17 protein-coding genes and 1 tRNA gene are annotated in these 19,551 nt (G+C 71.4%); 10 read left to right on the forward strand and 8 right to left on the reverse strand.

Features of this window, described 5'->3' with window-relative positions:
* The first annotated feature begins 143 nt into the window (after positions 1-143).
* From AB0M82_RS33750 to AB0M82_RS33790, 9 genes are all read left to right on the forward strand, one after another.
* Positions 144-217: transfer RNA gene (locus AB0M82_RS33750), tRNA-Arg, on the forward strand.
* Between the two features lie 38 nt (positions 218-255).
* Complete coding sequence (locus AB0M82_RS33755; RefSeq protein ID WP_364730742.1) at positions 256-1,365, forward strand: VWA domain-containing protein; 1,110 nt, start codon at positions 256-258, stop codon at positions 1,363-1,365.
* Positions 1,358-2,470 carry an XdhC/CoxI family protein gene (locus tag AB0M82_RS33760; RefSeq protein WP_364730744.1) on the forward strand — a complete coding sequence of 371 codons (1,113 nt, stop codon included), beginning with the start codon at positions 1,358-1,360 and terminating at the stop codon, positions 2,468-2,470. Before AB0M82_RS33755 ends, AB0M82_RS33760 begins: the two co-directional genes overlap by 8 nt.
* Before the next feature lie 204 nt (positions 2,471-2,674).
* Positions 2,675-3,199: a (2Fe-2S)-binding protein gene (locus AB0M82_RS33765; RefSeq protein WP_364730747.1), complete on the forward strand. Its 525-nt coding sequence runs from the start codon at positions 2,675-2,677 to the stop codon at positions 3,197-3,199.
* The gene (locus AB0M82_RS33770) at positions 3,199-5,640 is read left to right on the forward strand and encodes a molybdopterin cofactor-binding domain-containing protein (protein WP_364730750.1); all 2,442 of its coding nucleotides are present in this window, start codon (positions 3,199-3,201) and stop codon (positions 5,638-5,640) included. Before AB0M82_RS33765 ends, AB0M82_RS33770 begins: the two co-directional genes overlap by 1 nt.
* Positions 5,637-6,491: a xanthine dehydrogenase family protein subunit M gene (locus tag AB0M82_RS33775; protein ID WP_364730753.1), complete on the forward strand. Its 855-nt coding sequence runs from the start codon at positions 5,637-5,639 to the stop codon at positions 6,489-6,491. The genes AB0M82_RS33770 and AB0M82_RS33775 overlap by 4 nt, the downstream gene beginning before the upstream one ends.
* 89 nt (positions 6,492-6,580) lie before the next feature.
* Positions 6,581-7,336 (forward strand): SRPBCC family protein, encoded by a 756-nt coding sequence (locus AB0M82_RS33780; RefSeq protein WP_364730755.1) that lies wholly within the window; start codon positions 6,581-6,583, stop codon positions 7,334-7,336.
* Positions 7,337-7,612: 276 nt separating this feature from the next.
* The gene (locus AB0M82_RS33785) at positions 7,613-8,836 is read left to right on the forward strand and encodes a GGDEF domain-containing protein (RefSeq protein ID WP_364730815.1); all 1,224 of its coding nucleotides are present in this window, start codon (positions 7,613-7,615) and stop codon (positions 8,834-8,836) included.
* A gap of 44 nt (positions 8,837-8,880) precedes the next feature.
* Complete coding sequence (locus AB0M82_RS33790; RefSeq protein WP_364730758.1) at positions 8,881-9,945, forward strand: NAD(P)-binding domain-containing protein; 1,065 nt, start codon at positions 8,881-8,883, stop codon at positions 9,943-9,945.
* A gap of 49 nt (positions 9,946-9,994) precedes the next feature.
* Here AB0M82_RS33790 and AB0M82_RS33795 read toward each other — a convergent pair whose 3' ends face one another.
* Positions 9,995-10,567: a TetR/AcrR family transcriptional regulator gene (locus AB0M82_RS33795; protein ID WP_364730760.1), complete on the reverse strand. Its 573-nt coding sequence runs from the start codon at positions 10,565-10,567 to the stop codon at positions 9,995-9,997.
* A 77-nt stretch (positions 10,568-10,644) separates the two neighbouring features.
* On the opposite strand from AB0M82_RS33795, the gene AB0M82_RS33800 reads away from it, so the two are divergent.
* Positions 10,645-12,039 (forward strand): cytochrome P450, encoded by a 1,395-nt coding sequence (locus AB0M82_RS33800; protein ID WP_364730762.1) that lies wholly within the window; start codon positions 10,645-10,647, stop codon positions 12,037-12,039.
* A 24-nt stretch (positions 12,040-12,063) separates the two neighbouring features.
* On the opposite strand, the gene iolD is transcribed toward AB0M82_RS33800, so the two are convergent.
* From iolD to AB0M82_RS33835, 7 genes are read right to left on the reverse strand one after another with little or no spacing between them, the layout of a single operon-like run.
* A complete protein-coding gene (iolD, locus tag AB0M82_RS33805; protein ID WP_364730765.1) occupies positions 12,064-13,899 on the reverse strand; it encodes a 3D-(3,5/4)-trihydroxycyclohexane-1,2-dione acylhydrolase (decyclizing) in 1,836 nt (611 codons plus the stop codon).
* Complete coding sequence (gene iolB, locus AB0M82_RS33810; RefSeq protein WP_364730767.1) at positions 13,896-14,786, reverse strand: 5-deoxy-glucuronate isomerase; 891 nt, start codon at positions 14,784-14,786, stop codon at positions 13,896-13,898. The genes iolD and iolB overlap by 4 nt, the downstream gene beginning before the upstream one ends.
* Positions 14,787-14,818: 32 nt before the next feature.
* The gene (gene iolC / locus AB0M82_RS33815; RefSeq protein ID WP_364730770.1) at positions 14,819-15,748 is read right to left on the reverse strand and encodes a 5-dehydro-2-deoxygluconokinase; all 930 of its coding nucleotides are present in this window, start codon (positions 15,746-15,748) and stop codon (positions 14,819-14,821) included.
* Positions 15,745-16,527, reverse strand: a complete 783-nt coding sequence (locus AB0M82_RS33820; protein ID WP_364730772.1) for an ATP-binding cassette domain-containing protein — start codon at positions 16,525-16,527, stop codon at positions 15,745-15,747. The genes iolC and AB0M82_RS33820 overlap by 4 nt, the downstream gene beginning before the upstream one ends.
* Positions 16,524-17,567 carry an ABC transporter permease gene (locus tag AB0M82_RS33825; RefSeq protein ID WP_364730774.1) on the reverse strand — a complete coding sequence of 348 codons (1,044 nt, stop codon included), beginning with the start codon at positions 17,565-17,567 and terminating at the stop codon, positions 16,524-16,526. Before AB0M82_RS33825 ends, AB0M82_RS33820 begins: the two co-directional genes overlap by 4 nt.
* A gap of 10 nt (positions 17,568-17,577) precedes the next feature.
* On the reverse strand, positions 17,578-18,576 hold the full coding sequence (locus AB0M82_RS33830; protein WP_364730776.1) for a sugar ABC transporter substrate-binding protein: 999 nt from the start codon (positions 18,574-18,576) through the stop codon (positions 17,578-17,580).
* A 59-nt stretch (positions 18,577-18,635) separates the two neighbouring features.
* A complete protein-coding gene (locus tag AB0M82_RS33835; protein WP_364730778.1) occupies positions 18,636-19,523 on the reverse strand; it encodes a TIM barrel protein in 888 nt (295 codons plus the stop codon).
* Positions 19,524-19,551 lie beyond the last annotated feature (28 nt).

The raw sequence follows: 19,551 nt of genomic DNA on the forward strand, positions 1-19,551 counted from the left end.
ACCGATGCGGCACGATCTCCCGTGCCGTTCGCTGAAATTCTTCCTGAAAGCTCTTCGCGCCCGCCCGCCGCTACCTTGGGCCGGCCGCGGCGAAGAGCGCGGTCTGCGCCCGTCCGGGGAGGGGCGTGCGCGCAGGCCGCCCCGTCCCGGTAGCTCAGCTGGACAGAGCGCGGCGCTACGAACGCCGAGGTCCGAGGTTCGACTCCTCGCCGGGACACCCAGCACCCCCCACCGAAACCGGCGCACAATGGAAGCATGACCACCGCCGATCCGGTCGCCGGCTATGCCGGGTTCGCCGCCGCGCTGCGCGAAGCCGGTGTCGCCTGCGACGCGCACCGCGTGCAGGCGTATCTGGCGGCCGTCGCCGAGATCGACGTCGCCGAGCCCGCGCGGCTGTACTGGGCGGGCCGGCTGACGCTGTGCTCGAGCCCCGACGACCTCCCGTGCTACGAGGAGGCGTTCAGCCAGTGGTTCTCGACCGAGCCGCCCGCTCCGCGGCGAGTGAAGTCCGCGGCGCCGAAGCAGGCGCGGATCGCGCCGCTCGTGGACGCCGAGGGCGGGGACGCCGAAGGCGGCGAAGGCCCGGACCAGCTCAAGGTCGCCGCGAGCGCCCAGGAGGTGCTGCGCCACCGCGACCTCGCCGAGCTGACCACCGCGGAACGCGAACACCTCCGCGCGCTGCTCGCCGCTCTCCGTCCCAAGCCACCACGAAGGCCGGCTTCCCGGCGGACGCCGTCGCGGCGCGGCCGGCTCGATCCGTCGCGCACGCTACGGGCAATGCTCGCCAGTGGCGGGGAACCGGTCCGGCTCGCGCACGTCCGCCGCGGTTCGCGGGAGCGGCGGGTGGTGCTGCTCATCGACGTCTCGGGCTCGATGAGCCCGTACGCGGACGCCCTGCTGCGCTTCGCCCACGTCTTGACGCGGTCCGCGCCGCAGTCCGTCGAGGTGTTCACGCTCGGCACGCGGCTGACCCGGGTGTCACGCCAGCTGCGCCAGCGCGACCCGGAACGCGCGATGCTCGCGGCCGGCTCGGCGGTGCCGGACTTCGCCGGCGGCACCCGGCTCGGCGAGACGCTGCGGGCGTTCCTCGACCGCTGGGGGCAGCGCGGGCTGGCGCGCCGCGCCGTGGTCACGGTGTTCTCCGACGGCTGGGAGCGCGGCGACACCGGCCTGCTCGGCGAGCAGCTCGCCCGGCTGCGCCGGCTCGCGCACGCCGTATTCTGGGTGAATCCGCACGCCGGCCGTGCGGGCTACGCTCCGGTCCAATCCGGCATCGTGGCCGCGCTGCCCCACATCGACCGGCTGCTGGCCGGGCACACCCTGGCCACCTTGGAACGACTGCTCGGGGAGATTTCCGATGCGTGACGTACTGGACGACGTGTTCCGCCGCTGGTCGGCGGGGGAGACGGTCGGGCTCGGCACCGTGGTCGCCACCTTCTCCTCGGCGCCGCGCGCGCCCGGCGCCGCGATGGTCGTCGCCCCGGACGGCACGGTCGCCGGCAGTGTGTCCGGTGGCTGCGTCGAAGGCGCGGTCTACGAGCTGGCGCAGCAGGTCGTCACCGAGCGCAAGCCGGTGCTGCAGCGCTACGGCGTCTCCGACGACGACGCGTTCGCGGTCGGCCTGACCTGTGGCGGGATCATCGACATCTACGTCGAGCACGTCGACCGCGAGTCGATGCCGGAGCTCGGCGACGTCGTCGCGTCCGTGCGGGGCGGCGAGCCGGTCGCGGTCGTCACGATCATCGAGCACGAGCGCGAAGGTCTGGTCGGCGAGCACATGGTCGTCTGGCCGGACCGCACCGCGGGCTCGCTCGGGTCGTCGCGGATGGACGACGCGGTGGCCGACGACGCGCGCGGCCTGCTGGCCAGCGGCCGCACCGGCACCCTGCACTACGGCCCGGACGGGCAGCGCCGCGGCGAGGGGATGGCGGTGTTCGTCAACTCCTTCGAGCCGCCGCCCCGGCTGATGGTCTTCGGCGCGATCGACTTCGCGGCCGCCATGGCGCGCATGGGCGCCTACCTCGGTTACCAGGTCACGGTGTGCGACGCGCGGCCCGTGTTCGCCACCGCCAGCCGCTTCCCGGACGCACACGAGGTCGTCGTCGACTGGCCGCACCGCTACCTGAAGGCGGAGGCCGACGCGGGCCGCGTCGACCAGCGGACGGCGATCGCGGTGCTGACCCACGATCCCAAGTTCGACGTGCCGCTGCTGGAGGTCGCGCTGCGGCTGGACGTCGGTTACGTCGGCGCGATGGGCTCCCGCAAGACGCACGACGACCGGTTCGCCCGCCTGCGCGAGGCCGGGATCACCGAGGCCGAGCTGGCGCGGCTGTCCTCGCCGATCGGCCTCGACCTGGGTGCGCGGACGCCGGAGGAAACGGCGGTCTCCATCGCGGCGGAGATCATCGCCCTGCGGTGGGGCGGCGGGGGACAGCGGCTCGCCGAGCTTTCGGGGCGCATCCACGGCTGACTGGTCCGGCCGGCCCACAAAAGATCACCCATCCGGTTCTCCGCACATTCGGACCGATATCGATCTTTCCCGCGCATCTGCGGAACGGGTAGTTGAACGTGTGACATCAGGTCTTGTCCGCTCGAAGGTCGCGTAGCAGTCTCGGGGACTGTGAGCCCGATCACTGTCGGGCGGGCCGTTTCCGAACCGGCTTTTGGAGGCCTGATGCGCATCACCGTCACCGTCGACGGGACGAAGTACACCGACGAAGTCGAACCCCGCACGTTGCTCGTGCACCACCTGCGAGAGCGGCTCGGCAAGGTCGGCACCGTCGTCGGCTGCGACACCAGCAACTGCGGCGCCTGCACCGTCCACCTGGACGGGCACAGCGTAAAGTCCTGCTCCGTACTGGCCGTGCAGGCCGACGGCTGCGAGGTCACCACCGTCGAAGGCCTCGCCCGCGACGGCAAGCTGCACCCCGTCCAGCAGGCGTTCCACGACAACCACGCGCTGCAGTGCGGGTTCTGCACGCCGGGGATGATCATGCAGTCGATCGACCTGCTGGCCGACAACCCGGACCCGGACGAGCAGGCCGTCCGCGAAGGTCTCGAAGGCAACCTCTGCCGCTGCACCGGCTACCAGAACATCGTCCGCGCGGTCCGCGACGCCGCGCGCCACATGAGTCCCGGCGCCGGGCCCGAAGCCGAGCGGATCGCCGAGAACAAGCACGTCGGCGTGGGTGGTGACTGATGACCGCCACGATCGAGCCGGAAGTCGGGAAGTCCCGGCGCCGCAAGGAGGACGAGCGGCTGATCACCGGCCGCACCCGGTGGACCGACAACCTCACGCTGCCGGGCCTGCTGCACATGGCGATCCTGCGCAGCCCGTACGCGCACGCCAAGATCGTCTCGATCGACACGTCGGCGGCGAAGAGCGCGTCCGGCGTGGTCGCCGTCTTCACCGCCAGGGACCTCGATCCGGACAGCTCCATCGGCATGCCCTGCGCGTGGCCGATCACCCCGGACATGAAGGCGCCGCGCCGTCCGATCCTCGCCGCCGACCAGGTCAACTTCGCCGGTGAGGGCGTCGCGGTCGTCGTCGCGCGGTCTTCGGCCGAAGCGCACGACGCGCTCGAAGAGATCGACGTCGAGTACGACGAGCTCCCGGTCGTGCTCGACCTGGAAGCCGCCATCGCCGACGGCGCGCCGCTGGTCCACGAGGACCTCGGCACCAACACGAGCGCGGTCTGGAAGTTCGACTCCGCCGAAGCCGGCACCGGCGGCGACGTCGAGGACGCGATCAGCTCGGCCGAGGTCGTCGTCAAGCGCCGCTTCCGCCAGCAGCGGCTGATTCCGGCCTTCATGGAGCCGCGCGCCTGCGTCGTCGACCCGACCAGCACGCAGATCACGATGTGGTCGGCCACGCAGATCCCGCACATCCTGCGGGTGATGTCGGCGCTGACGCTCGGCATCCCCGAGCACAAGCTGCGCGTGATCGCCCCGGACGTCGGCGGCGGCTTCGGCGGCAAGATCGGCGTCCTGCCGGAAGAGATGATGTCGCTGCTGGTCGCGCGGAAGCTCGGCAAGCCGGTCAAGTGGAACGAGTCGCGGTCGGAGACGATGCTCGCCGCGCACCACGGCCGCGACCAGATCCAGGACATCACCATCTCCGCGACCCGCGACGGCCGGGTGACCGGCCTCAAGGTCGAGCTGCTCGCCAACCTCGGCGCGTACAACGGCCTGGTCGGCCCCGGCGTGCCGATCCTCGGCGCGTTCATGTTCAACGCGATCTACAAGTTCCCGGCGTACCACTTCGCGTGCACCAACGTGTACACGACGACCACGCTGACCGACGCCTACCGCGGCGCCGGCCGGCCGGAGGCGACGTTCGCGGTCGAGCGGATCATGGACGAGCTCGCGGTCGAGCTCGGCATGGACCCGATGGACCTGCGCGAGAAGAACTGGATCAAGCACGAGGAGTTCCCGTTCACCACGGTGTGCGGGCTCACCTACGACTCCGGCAACTACGAAGCCGCGACCGCGAAGGCCAAGCAGCTCTTCAACTACGACGGCCTCCGTGCCGAACAGGAGAAACGCCGCGCCTCGAACGACAAGGTGCAGCTCGGCATCGGCATCTCGACGTTCACCGAGATGTGCGGGATCGCCCCGTCGCGGGTGCTCGGCTCGCTGGACTTCGGCGCCGGCGGCTGGGAGTACGCGTCGATCCGGATGCTGCCCACCGGCAAGGTCGAGGTCACGACCGGCGCGTCCGCGCACGGCCAGGGGCACGAGACGGCGTGGAGCCAGATCGTCGCCGACCAGCTGGGCGTCGCGTTCGAGGACGTCGAGGTCCTGCACGGCGACACGCAGTCCTCGCACAAGGGCCTGGACACCTACGGCTCGCGGTCGCTGGTGGTCGGCGGGATCGCCGTCATCAAGGCGGCCGAGAAGGTGGTCGCGAAGGCGAAGCCCATCGCGGCGCACCTGCTCGAATGCGCCGAGGACGACCTCGAGTTCGCCGGCGGCAAGTTCACCGTGAAGGGCACCGACACGTCGACGACCATGGGCGACGTCGCGCTCGCGACGTTCTTCGCGCACAACCTGCCCGACGGCGTCGAGCCGTCGCTCGACTCGGACGCGACGTTCGACCCGGAGAACTTCTCGTTCCCGCACGGCACGCACCTGTGCGCCGCCGAGGTGGACACCGAGACCGGCCGGATCAAGCTGCGCTCGTACGTCTGCGTCGACGACGTCGGGGTCGCGGTGAACCCGCTGATCGTCGAGGGCCAGGTGCACGGCGGGCTCGCGCAGGGCATCGCGCAGGCGCTGTTCGAGGGCACCGAGCACGACGAGAGCGGCACGCTCACCACCGGCACGTTCGCCGACTACCTGCTGCCGTCGGCGGCCGACCTGCCGTCGTTCACCACCGACCGCACGGAAACGCCGTCGACGACGAACCCGCTCGGCGCCAAGGGCGTCGGCGAGGCGGGCACCATCGCGTCCACCCCGGCGGTGGTCAACGCGGTGATCGACGCCGTGCGGCACTTCGGCGTCGACGACATCGAGATGCCGTTGACACCCATGCGGGTGTGGCACGCCATCCAGCACGGCACCACCGACGCGGGCGGCCCCGGCCGCGGCGAAGCCGGTGGCGGGCTCGGCTCCATCGACGCCACCGGAGGTGCGCAGTGATCCCGGCTCCCTTCGACTACGTCCGCCCGTCCACAGTGGACGAGGCGGTACAGGCGCTGGCGTCGGCGGGCGAGGACGCCAAGGTGCTGGCCGGCGGGCAGAGCCTGCTGCCGGTGCTGCGGATGCGGCTGGCCACGCCGACGACGCTGATCGACCTCGGGCGCGTCGCGGAACTGCGCGGCGTGCGCGAGGACGGCGACGCGCTGGTGATCGGTTCGATGACCACGCACTACGACGTCCAGCGCGACGCGCTGGTCGCCGAGCACGCGGCGCTGCTCAAGGAGGCGACCGACACGGTCGCCGACCCGCAGATCCGCCACCGCGGCACGTTCGGCGGCGCGATCGCCCACGCCGACCCGGCCGGGGACCTGCTGGCGCCGGTGCTCGCGCTGGAGGCGACGCTGGTGATCGCCGGGCCTTCGGGGCGCCGGACGGTGCCGGCCGCGGAGTTCTTCCAGGACCTGTTCACCACGGCGCTGGCCCCGGACGAGCTGCTGGTCGAGGTCCGCGTGCCGAAGCACACCGGGTGGCGGGCGCACTACGAGAAGTTCAACCGGGTCGCCCAGGCGTGGTCGATGGTCGCGGTCGCGGTCACCGTCCGCACCGAGGCCGGCGTCATCGAAGAGGCCAGGGTCGCGCTGACCAACATGGGTTCGACCCCGGTCCGCGCCTCGGGCGTCGAAGCGGCGCTGGTCGGGGTGCGGGCCTCGGCGGACTCGATCGCCGCGGCGGCTTCTCATGCGGCGGAAGGCACGAATCCGCCGGTCGACAGCAACGCCGACGTCGAATACCGCCGTCACCTGGCCCAGGTGCTGACGGGCCGCGCGATCGCGGCGGCGGCCGGCGCCTGACCTTCGGAGTTCGTCCACCTGGCCGCCGCTCCGGCGGCGGCTAGGGTGGGCACCGGACACCTCAGGACTGGCAGGAAGGAGGTCGGCCCGTGCGGCTCGACCACGAATTCACCGTCCCGGCTCCGATCGGCGAGGTCTGGCAGGCGGTCGTCGACCCCGAGCGCGTCGCGCCGTGCATGCCCGGAGCCACGCTGACCAAGGTCGAGGGAGATCGTTTCAGTGGCACGGTGAAGGTCAAGCTCGGGCCGATTTCCCTGCTGTACAAGGGAAACGGCGAGTTCGTCGAGAAGGACGACGCCGCGCACAAGGTGACGATCAAGGCCTCGGGCAAGGACGCGCGCGGAGCGGGCACGGCGGCCGCGACGGTGACATTGACCTTGACGGAGACGGAGTCCGGGACGCGCGGCGCGGTCGCGACCGACCTGGCGATCACGGGCAAGCCGGCCCAGTTCGGCCGCGGCCTGATCAGCGAGGTGGGCGGCAAGATCCTCGACACGTTCGCGGGGTGCCTGTCGGGCAAACTGGGCCCGGAACAGGAGTCCTCTTCGGCCGCGGCGCCGGCCGCAGCCCCGGCCGCGGCTTCGGCTCCGGTCGAGCCGGCGGCCAAGCCGGAACCGGCGGTCCAGGCGGTCCCGACGACCCCGGAGATCGACACGGAGCCGAAGGCCGCGTCGACGCCCACGGACCGCCCCCAGCTTCGCAGCGTCCCGGCGGCCCCGGAGACGGAGGCGATCGACCTGCTCGACTACGCGGGGCAGTCGGTGCTGAAGCGGGCGCTGCCGGTGCTGGTCGCGATCGCCGCGGTGGCCGGTCTGGTGGCGATCGTCCGCGCGCTGCGCAAGTAACCCGGGCTCCGGCGGGAGTGCTCGTGGTTGCTCGGGTGTCGTGCCGCCGGTTCGGTGGGTGGTGAGCTGGGCCAGGTGTGTTGCCCGCAAATCCTTTGGACCGGCGACGCGGCTCGTCGGAACGGCTACGCTGGGCTACCTGGTCGGCCGAACTTCGCGCGAGGGGTACGTCACGATGCCGGTCCGTCACTGCCGGAGCCTCGGCTCTTGAGAGCCCAGGCCGCCGTGCGCCGGGAAGCGCTTTCGACCTGGCCGGGCTGGCCCGCGCGGTGGGGAATGTGGGGCGGGGCGAAGGTCCGCTGGATCACCTACGCGCTCAGCTGTGAGCTGGTCGCCGTCGTGGCGACCGGGGCCGCGCTGGTCACCGGGTTCGGCGGCCCGGTGCGGCCGGTCTGGTTCGCCGCGCTGGTCGGCCTCGGCGTGGCCCAGGCCGAAATGTCCCGCCGCATCGAGCGGCTGCGCCGGTGGATGAGCGGGCAGACGCACATCAACGTCACGTCGGTCTGGTACCTCGCCGGCGTCGTCCTGCTCCCGCCGGCTTGGGTCGCCCTGCTGGCTCTCGTGCTCTACACGCACCTGTGGGTACGAGTGTGGCGTCATGTTCGTACGCGGCCCGCGCACCGCTTCGTCGCCAGCACGGCATGGGCGATGCTCTCCTGCTTCGCCGCTTCGTCCGTTCTCGCGGTGTCCGGGTTGCACGGGACGCCGTTGGATACGTCGCGCGGGCTGATCGCGCTCTGCCTGGCCGCCGCGGTGTTCGAACTGGTGAACGTCGGCCTGGTGGCCGCCGGGATCTACCTCTACACCAGCCAGCGCTCGGCGGCCGACCTGATGGGCACCTGGGAGGACAACGCTTTCGAGCTGGCGACCCTCTGCCTCGGCGGGCTCGCCGCGCTGGCGCTGGTCGCGCAGCCGGTGCTGGTGGTGTTCGTCGTCGCGCCGTTGCTGCTGCTGCACCGCTACCTCCTGCTGAAACAACAGCTGCAGGTCGCCGCCGTCACCGACGAGAAGACCGGGCTGCTCAACACCGCCGGCTGGCACGAGTCGGCGGTGCGCGAACACGCCCGCGCGCACCGGCGTGGGGCCGTCGGCGACTTCGCGGTGCTGATGATCGACCTCGACCACTTCAAGCGGATCAACGACACCTACGGTCACCTGACCGGCGACGACGTGCTGGCGGCCGTCGCGGTGGCGATTTCCGGTTCGGTGCGCCAAGGCGACACGGTCGGCCGGTTCGGCGGTGAGGAGTTCGTCGTGCTGCTGCCCGGCATCGGCCGCGCCGACGTGCTCGCCATCGCCGAACGGGTGCGGGTGGCGGTGGGAGAGCTGAACGTCGTGATCTCGACGGGTGGCGGCACGGTCCGGGTCAACGGCCTCTCGGTGTCGATCGGCGTCGCGCGCCACCCCGACGCCGGGCCGACGCTCGACGACGTCCTCCGCTCCGCCGACGCGGCGCTCTACCGGGCCAAGGAGGCCGGCCGCAACCGCGTCGCCGTGTGACGAACGGCGCGAAATAGCCGGCCTGACCGGCCGTTGAACCCGGTATGAGCGGCGCGGATCACGAGACGGACGTGGTGGTGATCGGGGCCGGCCAAGCGGGCCTGTCCGCGGCGTACCACCTGCGGCGGGCCGGGTTCGCCAACCGGACCGGCTTCGCCGTGCTCGACCACGGGAAGCGCGCCGGGGGCGCGTGGCAGTACCGGTGGCCGTCCCTGGTGCTCGGCAAGGTGCACGGCATCCACGACCTGCCGGGCATGGCGTTCGGCACCCCGGACGTGACGCGGCCGGCGTCCGAAGTGGTTTCGGAGTACTTCGCGCGCTTCGAAAGCGTCTACGACCTTCCTGTGCTCAGGCCCGTCGACGTCCAGTCGGTGACGCGGGAGGGTGAGCGGCTCGTGGTGTCGAGCCCCGCCGAGTCCTGGGCCGCGCGGGCCGTCATCAGTGCCACCGGGACCTGGGACCGGCCGTTCTGGCCGCATTACCCCGGGCAGGAAACCTTCGCCGGTCGCCAACTCCACACCGCCGACTACACCGGGCCCGAGGACTTCCGCGGCCGGCGGGTGGTCGTGGTCGGCGGCGGGGCGTCGGCCGTTCAGCTGCTGATGGAGTTCGCCCCGCTCGCCCGCGCGACCGCCTGGGTCACGCGGCGGCCGCCCGTCTGGCGCGACGAGCCCTTCAACGAGAACTGGGGACGCGAAGTCGTCGCGAAGGTCGATGAGCGGGTGCGTGCCGGGCTGCCGCCCGAGAGCGTCGTGAGCGTGACCGACCTGGCGGTGACGCCGGAGGTGCGGGCCGCGCGCGCCGCCGGGATCCTCGACCGCGGGCCGATGTTCTCCCGGATCGTGCCGTCCGGCGTCGAGTGGGCGGACGGCTCGCGGTTCGACGCCGACGTGATCCTCTGGGCGACCGGCTTCCGCGCCGCGATCGACCACCTCGCGCCGCTGCGCATCCGTGAAGCGGGCGGCGGGATCCGGATGGACGGCACGCGGGTCGTGCTCGAGCCGCGGCTGCACCTGGTGGGGTACGGGCCGTCGGCGAGCACGGTCGGGGCCAACCGGGCCGGACGTGCCGCGGTGACGGAGATCCGGAAGCTGCTGGGCGGGGCGTAGCGGTCAGCGGAAAAGTATCCGCGGCCCGGGGACGCCGCGTCCCCGGCCGTCACGGGGTGACGTCCACCGCCGCGAACAGCGTCCGGACGCAGAGGTCGCGCAGCTCATCCTGGGTGATCTTCGGCTGGTCCAGCCAGTCGAGGATCACCGTGGCGACGAACGTCAGCCAGCCGCGGACGGCCACCCGGGTCGTCTCGGTGACGGTGGTCAGCGCACTCAGCGCGGCCACGATCCGCTCGGCGTTCGCGGCCATCCCGGCCTCGCGGATCTCCTGGATCTCGCGGTCGGCGCCACTCGCGGCGCGGTGCACGATCCGATAGCCGTCCGGGTGCGTGCGCGCGAACTCGAGATAGGCGTCGAGCCCGACCCGGAGCTGCTCCACCACCGGCAGCTCCGGGTCGGGCGCGCTCATCTCCAGCAGCTGGTCGCGTTGCGCGCGGACGATCGAAGCGAAGAAGTCCTTTTTGGTGGGGAAGTAGTGGTAGAGCAGGCCGCGCGAGACCTGCGCGATCTCGGCGACCTCTTCGATCCACACCTCGTCGTACGGCCGTTTCGCGAACAACCCGGCGCCGATCGCCAGGAGCTGCTCGCGCCGCTGTTCGGTGCTCAGCCTCGTCCGCATCTCCCGAGCTTACTTGACACGGGTTCAGTAGCGCGGGATGGTAACTCTATTGGATTCGGGTTCAATAGGGAGCAGCCGTGGACACCACCGGGATTCCGCACCGGCCGGGCCGTCTGCCGGTGATCGGCGACCTGATCGGGGCGAACCCCCGCACGCCGCTGCAGGACACCGTGCGGCTCGGCAAGCGGCTCGGGCCGATCTTCACCCGCAAGATCTTCGGCTTCGAGATCGTCTTCGTCTCCGGCGTCGACCTGGTCACCCAGCTGAACGACGAGACGAAGTTCGGCAAGCACGTCGGACTGGGCGTCGAGAACCTGCGCGCGCTCGCCGGCGACGGCCTGTTCACCGCGCACACCCACGAGCCGAACTGGCGGCTGGCGCACGACATCCTGCAGCCGGCGTTCTCCGCCGAGGCCATGCGGCGCTACCACCCGATCATGGTGGACGTCGCGCGTGAGCTCGTCGCGGCCTGGGACGCGGCGAGCGGGCCGGTCGACGTCGCCGCCGACATGACCCGGCTGACCCTGGAGACGATCGGGCGGGCCGGCTTCGGCTACCGCTTCGGCTCGTTCGAGCGCACCGAACCGCACCCGTTCGTGACGGCGATGACCCGGGCGCTGCGGTACGCGCAGCTGCAGAACGTCAAGCTGCCGTTCGCCCGGCGCGCGTTCGCCGGGACGCCGGCGCAGAACCAGGCCGACATCGCGGTGATGACGGACCTGGTCGACGAGGTCATCACCGAGCGGCGGCGCGGCGGCGAGGAGAGCCGCGACCTGCTCGGCCTGATGCTCACCGAGGGGCACCCGGCGACGGGGGAGCGGCTGGACCCGGTGAACATCCGCAACCAGGCGATCACGTTCGTCGTCGCCGGCCACGAGACGACGTCCGGGGCGCTGTCGTTCGCGTTGTACTACCTGACACGCCACCCCGAGCTGCTGGCGAAGGCCCGCGCCGAGGTCGACGCGGTGTGGGGTGACCGCGAGCCTGCCTTCGGAGACGTCGCGAAGCTGCGTTACGTGCGTCGCGTGCTCGACGAGGCGATGCGGCTCTGGCCCACCGCGCCCGGCTACTCCCGCGAAGCGCGCGAAGACGTCGTGCTCGGCGGGAAGTACCGGATGCGCGAGGGTGACTGGGTGATCGTGCCGCTGCCCCTGGTCCACCGCGATCCCGCGGCCTGGGGGCCGGACCCGGAAAGGTTCGACCCGGACCGCTTCGAGCCCGCCGCGGTGAAGAAGCGGCCGGCGCAGGCGTACAAGCCGTTCGGGACGGGCGACCGCGCTTGCATCGGCCGCCAGTTCGCGCTGCACGAAGCGGTCCTTGCGCTGGGCATGGTGCTGCAGCGCTACGACTTCGAGGCCGACCCGGCGTACGAACTCGAGATCGCCGAGTCGCTGACGCTCAAGCCGAGCGGGTTCACCTTGCGGCCGCGCGTTCGCGATCGTGCGGCTGTCGTGAGCGGGAAACAGGGTTAGCGCACTCACGACAGCCGCGGCAGACTAGGAACGCAGGTAGCGCACCTGGGTGCCCTTGGTCCGCTCGTACTCGTCCCGGCCCGCGAGGTGCTCCGGCACCCCGACCTCCCACCAGGCCCCCGCCTCGGTCCACGCCGACGGCTGCGTCTTCACCACGACCACCGCCGGGCGCTGTTCGGCGACCGCTGCCTCGCGGGCCTCGGCGTACGCCGCGCGGAGGTCCTCGAGCGAGGACGCCGGGAACACCACGCAGCCCAGTGACTCCGCATGGCGGGCGAAGTCGACCCGCGGCGGCGAAGCGTGCGAAGTCGTGCAGTCCGCGTAGAAGTTGTTGAACGGCTTCCCGCCCTGACCCTGCTGGAGCCGGGCGATCACCGCGTAGCCGTCGTTGTCGCACACCACCGCGACGAACGGATGACCCGCGAAGGCCGCCGAGAACAGCTCCGAGTTCAGCATCAGATACGAGCCGTCGCCCAGCAGCGTCGTCACCAGGCCCGGGTGGGCGATCGCCGCGCCCCACGCGCCGGACAGCTCGTAGCCCATGCACGAGAAGCCGTACTCGACGTCCATCGAAACCGAACCGGACCCGCGCCAGCCGCCGATCAGCTCGCCCGGCAGCCCGCCGGACGCCGTCATGACGTAGTCGTCGGGCGCCGAAAGGTCGTTCACGACCCCGACGACCTGCGCGTACGACGGCAGCTCCGACGGCCTCGTCCGCAGCGTGTCGATGTGCGCGTCCCACGAAGCCCGCTCGGCCGAAGCCCGCGACGTCCACGACGGGTCCACCCGCCAGCTCTCCAGCTGGGCGCCGAGGTCGGCCAGGCCCGCGTCGGCGTCCCCGACCACCGCCAGCGCCCCGTGCTTGACGGCGTCGAACCGGGCCGCGTTGAGCGTGACCAGCCGGACGTCCGGCGAGAACACCGTCCACGACGCTGTCGTGAAGTCCTGCAGCCGCGTCCCCACCGCGAGCACGACGTCCGCCGCGGCCGCGACGACGTTCGCCGACGTCGAGCCGGTGACCCCGAGCGGCCCCGCGTTCAGCGGGTGCTCGTGCGGGACCAGCGTGCGGCCCGCGGTCGTCTCGGCGACCGGAATCCCGTGCCGCTCGGCGAAGTCGAGGGCTCGTCGTCCGGCGCCCGAGTACCGGACGCCGCCGCCGAGCACGAGCAGCGGCCGTTTCGACGAACGCAGCACCCCGGCCGCCTCGGTGACCGCGCGCCGGTCCGGGCGCGACCGCAACGGCCGGTGCGTCACCGGCGCGAACAACTCGTCCGGGAAGTCGTACGTCTCGGCCTGGACGTCCTGCGGCAGCGCGAGGGTCACCGGCCCGGCGTCGGCCGGATCCGTGAGCACCCGTGCGACCTGCGGCAACGTCGAGAGCAGCTGCTCAGGCCTGCTGATCCGGTCGAAGTAGCGGGAGACCGCGCGGAACGCGTCGTTCACCGTCGCGGTCGCGTCGCCGAAGTACTCCACCTGCTGCAGCACCGGGTCCGGCGCGCGGCTGGTGAACGTGTCGCCCGGCAGCAGCAGCACCGGCAGCCGGTTCGCGTGCGCGACGCCGGCCGCGGTGACCATGTTCAGCGCGCCCGGCCCGATCGACGACGTCACGACGCCGACCTGCCGCCGGTGCGTGGCCTTGGCGTAGCCGACCGCGGCCAGGGCCATGCCCTGCTCGGTGTGCCCGCGCCACACCGGGAGCTCGGCCCGGTGTTCTTCCAGCGCGGTGCCGAGGCCGAGCACGTTGCCGTGCCCGAAGATCGCGAACACGCCGGGAAAGAGCGGGACTTCCTGCCCCGCCAGGGTTTCCGACCGCTGCGCGAGGATCCAGCGGACCAGCGCCTGGGCCGTCGTCAGCTTCATCGCACGATTCCTTCGTGGCTCGTCACGGGGCAGCGAGGGTCGAGTTCTTGCGACTTCCAGGTGTCACGGACCCAGCTGTGCGCCGGGTCGTCGCAGAACGCCATCGACCGCTCGTCGGCCGGTCCGGCCAGCACGTTGAGGTAGTACATCGGGTAGCCCGGCGCGGCCACACACGGGCCGTGGTAGCCGCGCGGGATCAGGAAGACGTCGTGGTCGCGCACCGCGACGTCCTCGTCCAGCTCGCCGTCCGCGGTGTAGGTCCGGTGCAGGCCGAAGCCCTCCCGCGACGGCGTCACCCCGTCGCGGCCGGCGACGCGGAAGTAGTAGATCTCCTCGTTGACGACCTCGCATTCGGACGCCTCGTCGTGCTTGTGCGGCGGGTACGACGACCAGTTCCCGCCCGGCGTGATCAGCTCGCACGCGTTCAGCTTGTCGGCGTGGTCCCACACCCCCGGCACGCCGAAGTTGGTCACCTGCCGCGTCGCCTGCCCGGCGCCGCGGACCTCCACCGGCACGTCTTCGGCCGGGCCGTACTTCGGTTCCAGACGGCGGGTGCAGCGCGCCATCGGCAGCGCGACCTCGAGACCGTCCTTTGCCGACAACTCGACCTCGGCTTCTCGTGGCACGTAAGCGAAGTCCGTCACGCGCGTGAAGACCGAGTCACGGCCGCGCAGCTCGAAGACCTGGCCGTCGACCCGGACGGTCGCGGAGCCGCTCAGCGGCAATACGAAGGCCTCGAACTCGCCGGTGTGCAGCACCCGGACTTCGCCTGGTGCCAGGGAGAGCACCCGCAGCCCGCTGTAGGTCCAGCCCGCGGTGTCGGGGGTGAGCCGGACCGGGTCGGCGTCGTCGGACAGTGTCCCGAGTGGACGGTGGAGCTTGCTCACTTCGCGGCCTCCAGTACCTTCACGCACAGCGGTCACAGCAGTGCCTCGATCTCGGCCGCGGTCGGCATGGCGTCGGCGCAGGCCAGCCGGGACGCCACCAGCGCGCCCGCCGCGTTCGCGTACTCAGCGATGCGCACCGGGTCCCAGCCCGAGAGCAGCCCGTGGATCAGCGCCCCGCCGAAGCCATCACCGGCGCCGAGTCCGCAGACCACCTCGACGCGTTGCGGCGACACCGTCGAGCGGCCGTCCGGCGTCGCCACCAGGACACCTTCGGCGCCCTTCTTGATCACCGCGAGCCGCAGCCCTCGTTCCAGCATCCGGTCCGCGGCGGTGTCCGGGTCCGCGGTGCCGACGGCGACCTCGACCTCGGTCCGGTTGCCGACCGCGACCGTGACGTGGTCGAGCATCCCGCCGATCTCGGTGCGCGCGCTTTCGACGTCAGGCCAGAACATCGGCCGGTAGTCCAGGTCCAGGACGGTGTGCGCCCGGCGGCCCCGGGCTTCGAGGATCTTCCGCTGGGTCGTCCGCGCCGGTTCGGCGGAGACGCCGGTGCCGGTGACCCACAGCAGCGGCACCGACGCGACGACGTCCCACGGCACGTCGTCGTCGGTGAGCGTGAGGTCGGGCGCGATGGGGGAGCGGTAGAACAGCAGCGGCGGGTCCTCGGGCGGGTTCAGCTCGCAGAACACCACCGGTGTCCGCAGGTCCGGTGAAGTGCCCACGAACTCCGGCGAGACGCCGAAGCCGTCGAGGGCCTGCCGCACGTAGTCGCCGAAGCCGTCCCGCCCGACCTTGGTCAGCACCGCCGTCGACCGGCCGAGCCGCGCGGCGGCGACCGCGACGTTGGTCGCGGTCCCGCCGAGCGACTTGGCGAACGTGCTGACCCCGGCCAGGGGCACGCCACTCTGTTCCGGGTAGAGGTCGACGCCCACCCGGCCGATCGTCAGCGCTTCGAGGCTCACGCCTTCTCCACCTGCCGCAGCTCGTGTTCCAGGGCTTCGAGCTCGGCGCCGCCCGCCATCTGCCGGGTCAGTTCGTTGATGTCGATCTCGGACTTCTCGTAGTGCCCGAGCGCGGCACCCCGCTTGAGCAGCAGGAACCGGTCGGCGACCGGGTAGGCGTGGTGCGGGTTGTGCGTGATGAGGACGACGCCGAGGCCGCGGTCGCGCGCCTGGGCGACGTACTTCAGCACGACGCCGGCCTGCTTGACGCCCAACGCGGCCGTCGGCTCGTCGAGGATGAGCACCTTCGCGCCGAAGTACACCGCCCTGGCGATCGCCACGCACTGCCGTTCCCCACCGGACAGCGTCCCGACCGGCTGCTCGACGTCGCGAAGGTCGATGCCCATGTCGGACAACGCCTTCTTGGTCGTCTCGCGGCCCTTCTTGCGGTCCAGCATCCGGAACGGGCCGAACCCGGTCGTCGGCTCCGAGCCGAGGAAGAAGTTCCGCCAGACGCTCATCAGCGGGACCACCGCGAGATCCTGGTACACGGTCGCGATGCCGCGGTCCAGAGCCTCGCGCGGCGAGGCGAACCGCACCGGCTCGCCGTCCACGAGGAACTCGCCCTGGTCGTGCTGGTGCACGCCGGCCAGGATCTTGATCAGCGTGGACTTCCCGGCGCCGTTGTCACCGAGCACGCAGGTGACCTCGCCCGCGTTGACCACAGTGGACACATCGCGCAGCGCGATCACGCTGCCGTAGGTCTTCCCGATGTCGTGGACCTCGAGCAGGGGACTCATCGCCGGACCCTTTCCGCGCGCCGCCGGAAGGCGTTGTTGACCAGGACCGCGGCCAGCAGCATGATCCCGAGGAACAGCATGAACCAGTCGCTGTTCCACTGTGCGAACACGATGCCCTGGCGCGCCATGCCGAAGATCAGCGCGCCGATCGCCGCGCCCACCGCCGAGCCGAACCCGCCGGTGAGCAGGCAGCCGCCGATCACCGCCGCGATGATGTACTGGAACTCCAGCCCGATGCCCTGGTTCGCCTGCACGCTGGCGAAGCGCAGGATGTTGATCGAGCCGACCAGCCACGCGGCGAGCGCGGTGCCCATGAACAGCAGGATCTTCGTGCGCACCACCGGCACGCCGACCGAACGCGCCGACACCTGTGACCCGCCGACCGCGAAGATCCAGTTGCCGAACCGGGTCCGGACCAGCAGCCACGCGGCGATCGCCGTGACGACGATCCACCACAGGATCGACGACTGGAACTCGGTGCCGCCGACGTCGAACGTGGACGCGAACAGCGACCCCGCCGACTCGTAGCCGCTGGTCGAGCGCATCCCCGACACCTGGACGGTGTTGGTGACCAGCCGCGTCACGCCGAGGTTGAGCCCCTGCAGGGCCAGGAACGACCCCAGCGTGACGATGAAGCTGGGCAGCCCGGTCTTCATCACCAGCCAGCCGTTGAACGCGCCGACGCCGAGCGCGAACGCCAGCGAGAACAGCAGCGCGAGCCAGACGTTCCAGCCCGCCTGCGTCGCCAGGATCGCCGTGACCAGCGACGTCGACGCCGTCATCACGCCGGCCGAGAGGTCGAACTCGCCGCCGACCATGAGCAGCGCGACCGCGACGGCCATGATGCCCAGCGTCGACGAGTCGTCGAGCCAGGTCGCCACGCCGAGCGGGCTGAGGAACTGGCTGGTGACGACGGAGAAGAACACGAACACGAGCACGGCGCCGAGCAGCGCGCCGATCTCGGGCCGCACCACCAGCCGGTCGGTCAGGCTCTTCTTCGCGACGCGTTCGTCGGGTTGGGCTTGGATCGCTGCGGTCATCCCCGTCCCCTTAGCGGGTGCCGCGCTGCGCGTACGGGGCCACGGTGTCGATGTTGGTCTTGTCGACGAAGCCCGGGCCGGTCTGCACCGGGTGGCCGCCGCCGATGGTGTTGCCGTTCTCCTTGTACAGCTTGAGGAACACGATCGGCAGGTAGCCCTGCTCGTACTGCTGCTGGTCGACGGCGAAGAGGATGGTGCCGTCCTTGATGCCGGCGACGACGTCGGCGTTCAGGTCGAACGTGGCCACCTGCGCCTTCGAGCTCGCCTCCTTCGCCGCGCTCACCGCGCGGGCCGCGACCTGCGAGTTCAGCGCCAGCACCGCGTCGATCGACGGGTCGGACTGCAGCGCGCCGCGGATCCGCGACTGCGCGTCGGTCGGGTTGGAGATGTCGACCTGCAGCGTGGTGACGGCGCCGAAGGTCTGCTTCGCGCCGTCACAGCGCTGGTTCTGGCCGATGTTGCCGGCCTCGTGGATGACGCACAGCATCTTCGTCTTGCCGGCGGCCTTGAGCCGTTGCCCGGCACCCTGGCCCGCCAGGCCCTCGCTCTGCCCGACGTGCGCGATCGCGCCGAACGCCGCGCTGGAGTCCTCGCCGGAGTTGATCGTGATGACCGGGATGCCGGCCTTGACCGCGTTCTGGATCGACGTCTGCAGCGCCTGCGGGTTCGCCATCGAGACGACCAGGCCGCCGACCTTCTGCGCGACGGCGTTGTCGATCAGCTTGGCCTGGTTGCCGGGGTCGCCGTCGGAGTAGTAGTCGACGCCGACGTTGAGATCCTTGCCTGCCTGCTCGGCGCCGTTCTTGACGACGTTCCAGAAGGCGTCACCGGCGCTCCCGTGGGTGACGACGGCGACCTTGAGCGGGCCGCTGGAGCTCGGGGCCGCGGCCGAGGTGCTGCCGGCGGCGCTGGTGGCCGACTTGTCGGCGCTGGGGCCGCTACAGGCGGAGAGCACCAGGCCGGTGGCGGCGATCGCCGCCACCCCGGCCAGGTTCTTGAAAGAAAACACAGTCACTCCTTTGGGACCAGTTACTGAGCCGTTCGGGTACTAATCCGACCATGGTCGGATCAGTACAGCGAGTCGATGATCTTCGCGAGGTGGGCCAGGCTGCGCTCGGTGTCCCGCCGGGGTAGGTCGTCGGGGCTCGAGTCGCCGAGGGCGGTGTCCTGTTCGAGGACGTACCAGCCGTCGTAGCCGGCCGCCTGGACGGAGCGCACCATCGACGCCACGTCCACGTCCCCCTCGCCGAGCGGGGTGTAGATGCCCCGCCCGACCGCGTCGGTGTAGCCGAGCCTGCCCGCGCGGACGTCGGCCGCCAGGTCTTCTCGGACGTCCTTCAGATGCACGTGCCCCACCCGTTCGGGAAAGCGCTTGGCCAGCTCGACCGGATCCGTCCCGCCGATCATCAGGTGCCCGGTGTCGAGGCACAACCCGAGATCGGAGTCGGCGAGGAAGCGTTCGACCTCGGCCTGCTGCTCCACGTGCGTCCCGACGTGCGGGTGCAGCACCGTGCGCAGGCCGTGCTGCCCGGCGATGTCGCGGATCTTCCCGGCGGTGCCGACCAGCGTCGCCCATTCGGTGTCGCTGAGCTTCGGGCGCTCGTCGTAGCCGTCGAGCCCGGTCGCGGCCGCGAGCACGAGGACGTCACCGCCGCACGCCGCGAACAGCGCGGCCGACTCCTCGGCTTCTTCGAGGGCCTTCGCCTGGTCGGCGTGCAGGACGACGGCGAGGAAGCCGCCGACGAGCCTCAGGTCGTACTTCCCGAGCAGCTCCCGCAGCTCGGCCGGGTCGCGGGGGAGGTACCCGGGCGGGCCCAGCTCGGTGGCCTGGACGCCCAGCTCCCGCATCTCGCCGAGCACGGTCGCCGCGTCCAGCACGCGCCCCCACCCCGGGACTTCGCACACTCCCCAGGAGATCGGGGCGGCGGCCACGTGCACTTTCGACGTCGCTGTCATAGGGAGGACTCCGTGCTCTGATCGGGTG

Origin of the sequence: Amycolatopsis sp. NPDC051128, assembly GCF_040682715.1 — a bacterium.
Classification (GTDB): domain Bacteria; phylum Actinomycetota; class Actinomycetes; order Mycobacteriales; family Pseudonocardiaceae; genus Amycolatopsis.

Coding starts and splice junctions, on each gene's coding strand:
- AB0M82_RS33755 (WP_364730742.1), top strand. CDS start 256: ATGACCACCGCCGATCCGGTCGCCGGCTATGCCGGGTTCGCCGCCGCG.
- AB0M82_RS33760 (WP_364730744.1), top strand. CDS start 1,358: ATGCGTGACGTACTGGACGACGTGTTCCGCCGCTGGTCGGCGGGGGAG.
- AB0M82_RS33765 (WP_364730747.1), top strand. CDS start 2,675: ATGCGCATCACCGTCACCGTCGACGGGACGAAGTACACCGACGAAGTC.
- AB0M82_RS33770 (WP_364730750.1), top strand. CDS start 3,199: ATGACCGCCACGATCGAGCCGGAAGTCGGGAAGTCCCGGCGCCGCAAG.
- AB0M82_RS33785 (WP_364730815.1), top strand. CDS start 7,613: ATGTGGGGCGGGGCGAAGGTCCGCTGGATCACCTACGCGCTCAGCTGT.
- AB0M82_RS33790 (WP_364730758.1), top strand. CDS start 8,881: ATGAGCGGCGCGGATCACGAGACGGACGTGGTGGTGATCGGGGCCGGC.
- AB0M82_RS33795 (WP_364730760.1), bottom strand. CDS start 10,567: ATGCGGACGAGGCTGAGCACCGAACAGCGGCGCGAGCAGCTCCTGGCG.
- iolD (WP_364730765.1), bottom strand. CDS start 13,899: ATGAAGCTGACGACGGCCCAGGCGCTGGTCCGCTGGATCCTCGCGCAG.
- AB0M82_RS33820 (WP_364730772.1), bottom strand. CDS start 16,527: ATGAGTCCCCTGCTCGAGGTCCACGACATCGGGAAGACCTACGGCAGC.
- AB0M82_RS33825 (WP_364730774.1), bottom strand. CDS start 17,567: ATGACCGCAGCGATCCAAGCCCAACCCGACGAACGCGTCGCGAAGAAG.
- AB0M82_RS33835 (WP_364730778.1), bottom strand. CDS start 19,523: ATGACAGCGACGTCGAAAGTGCACGTGGCCGCCGCCCCGATCTCCTGG.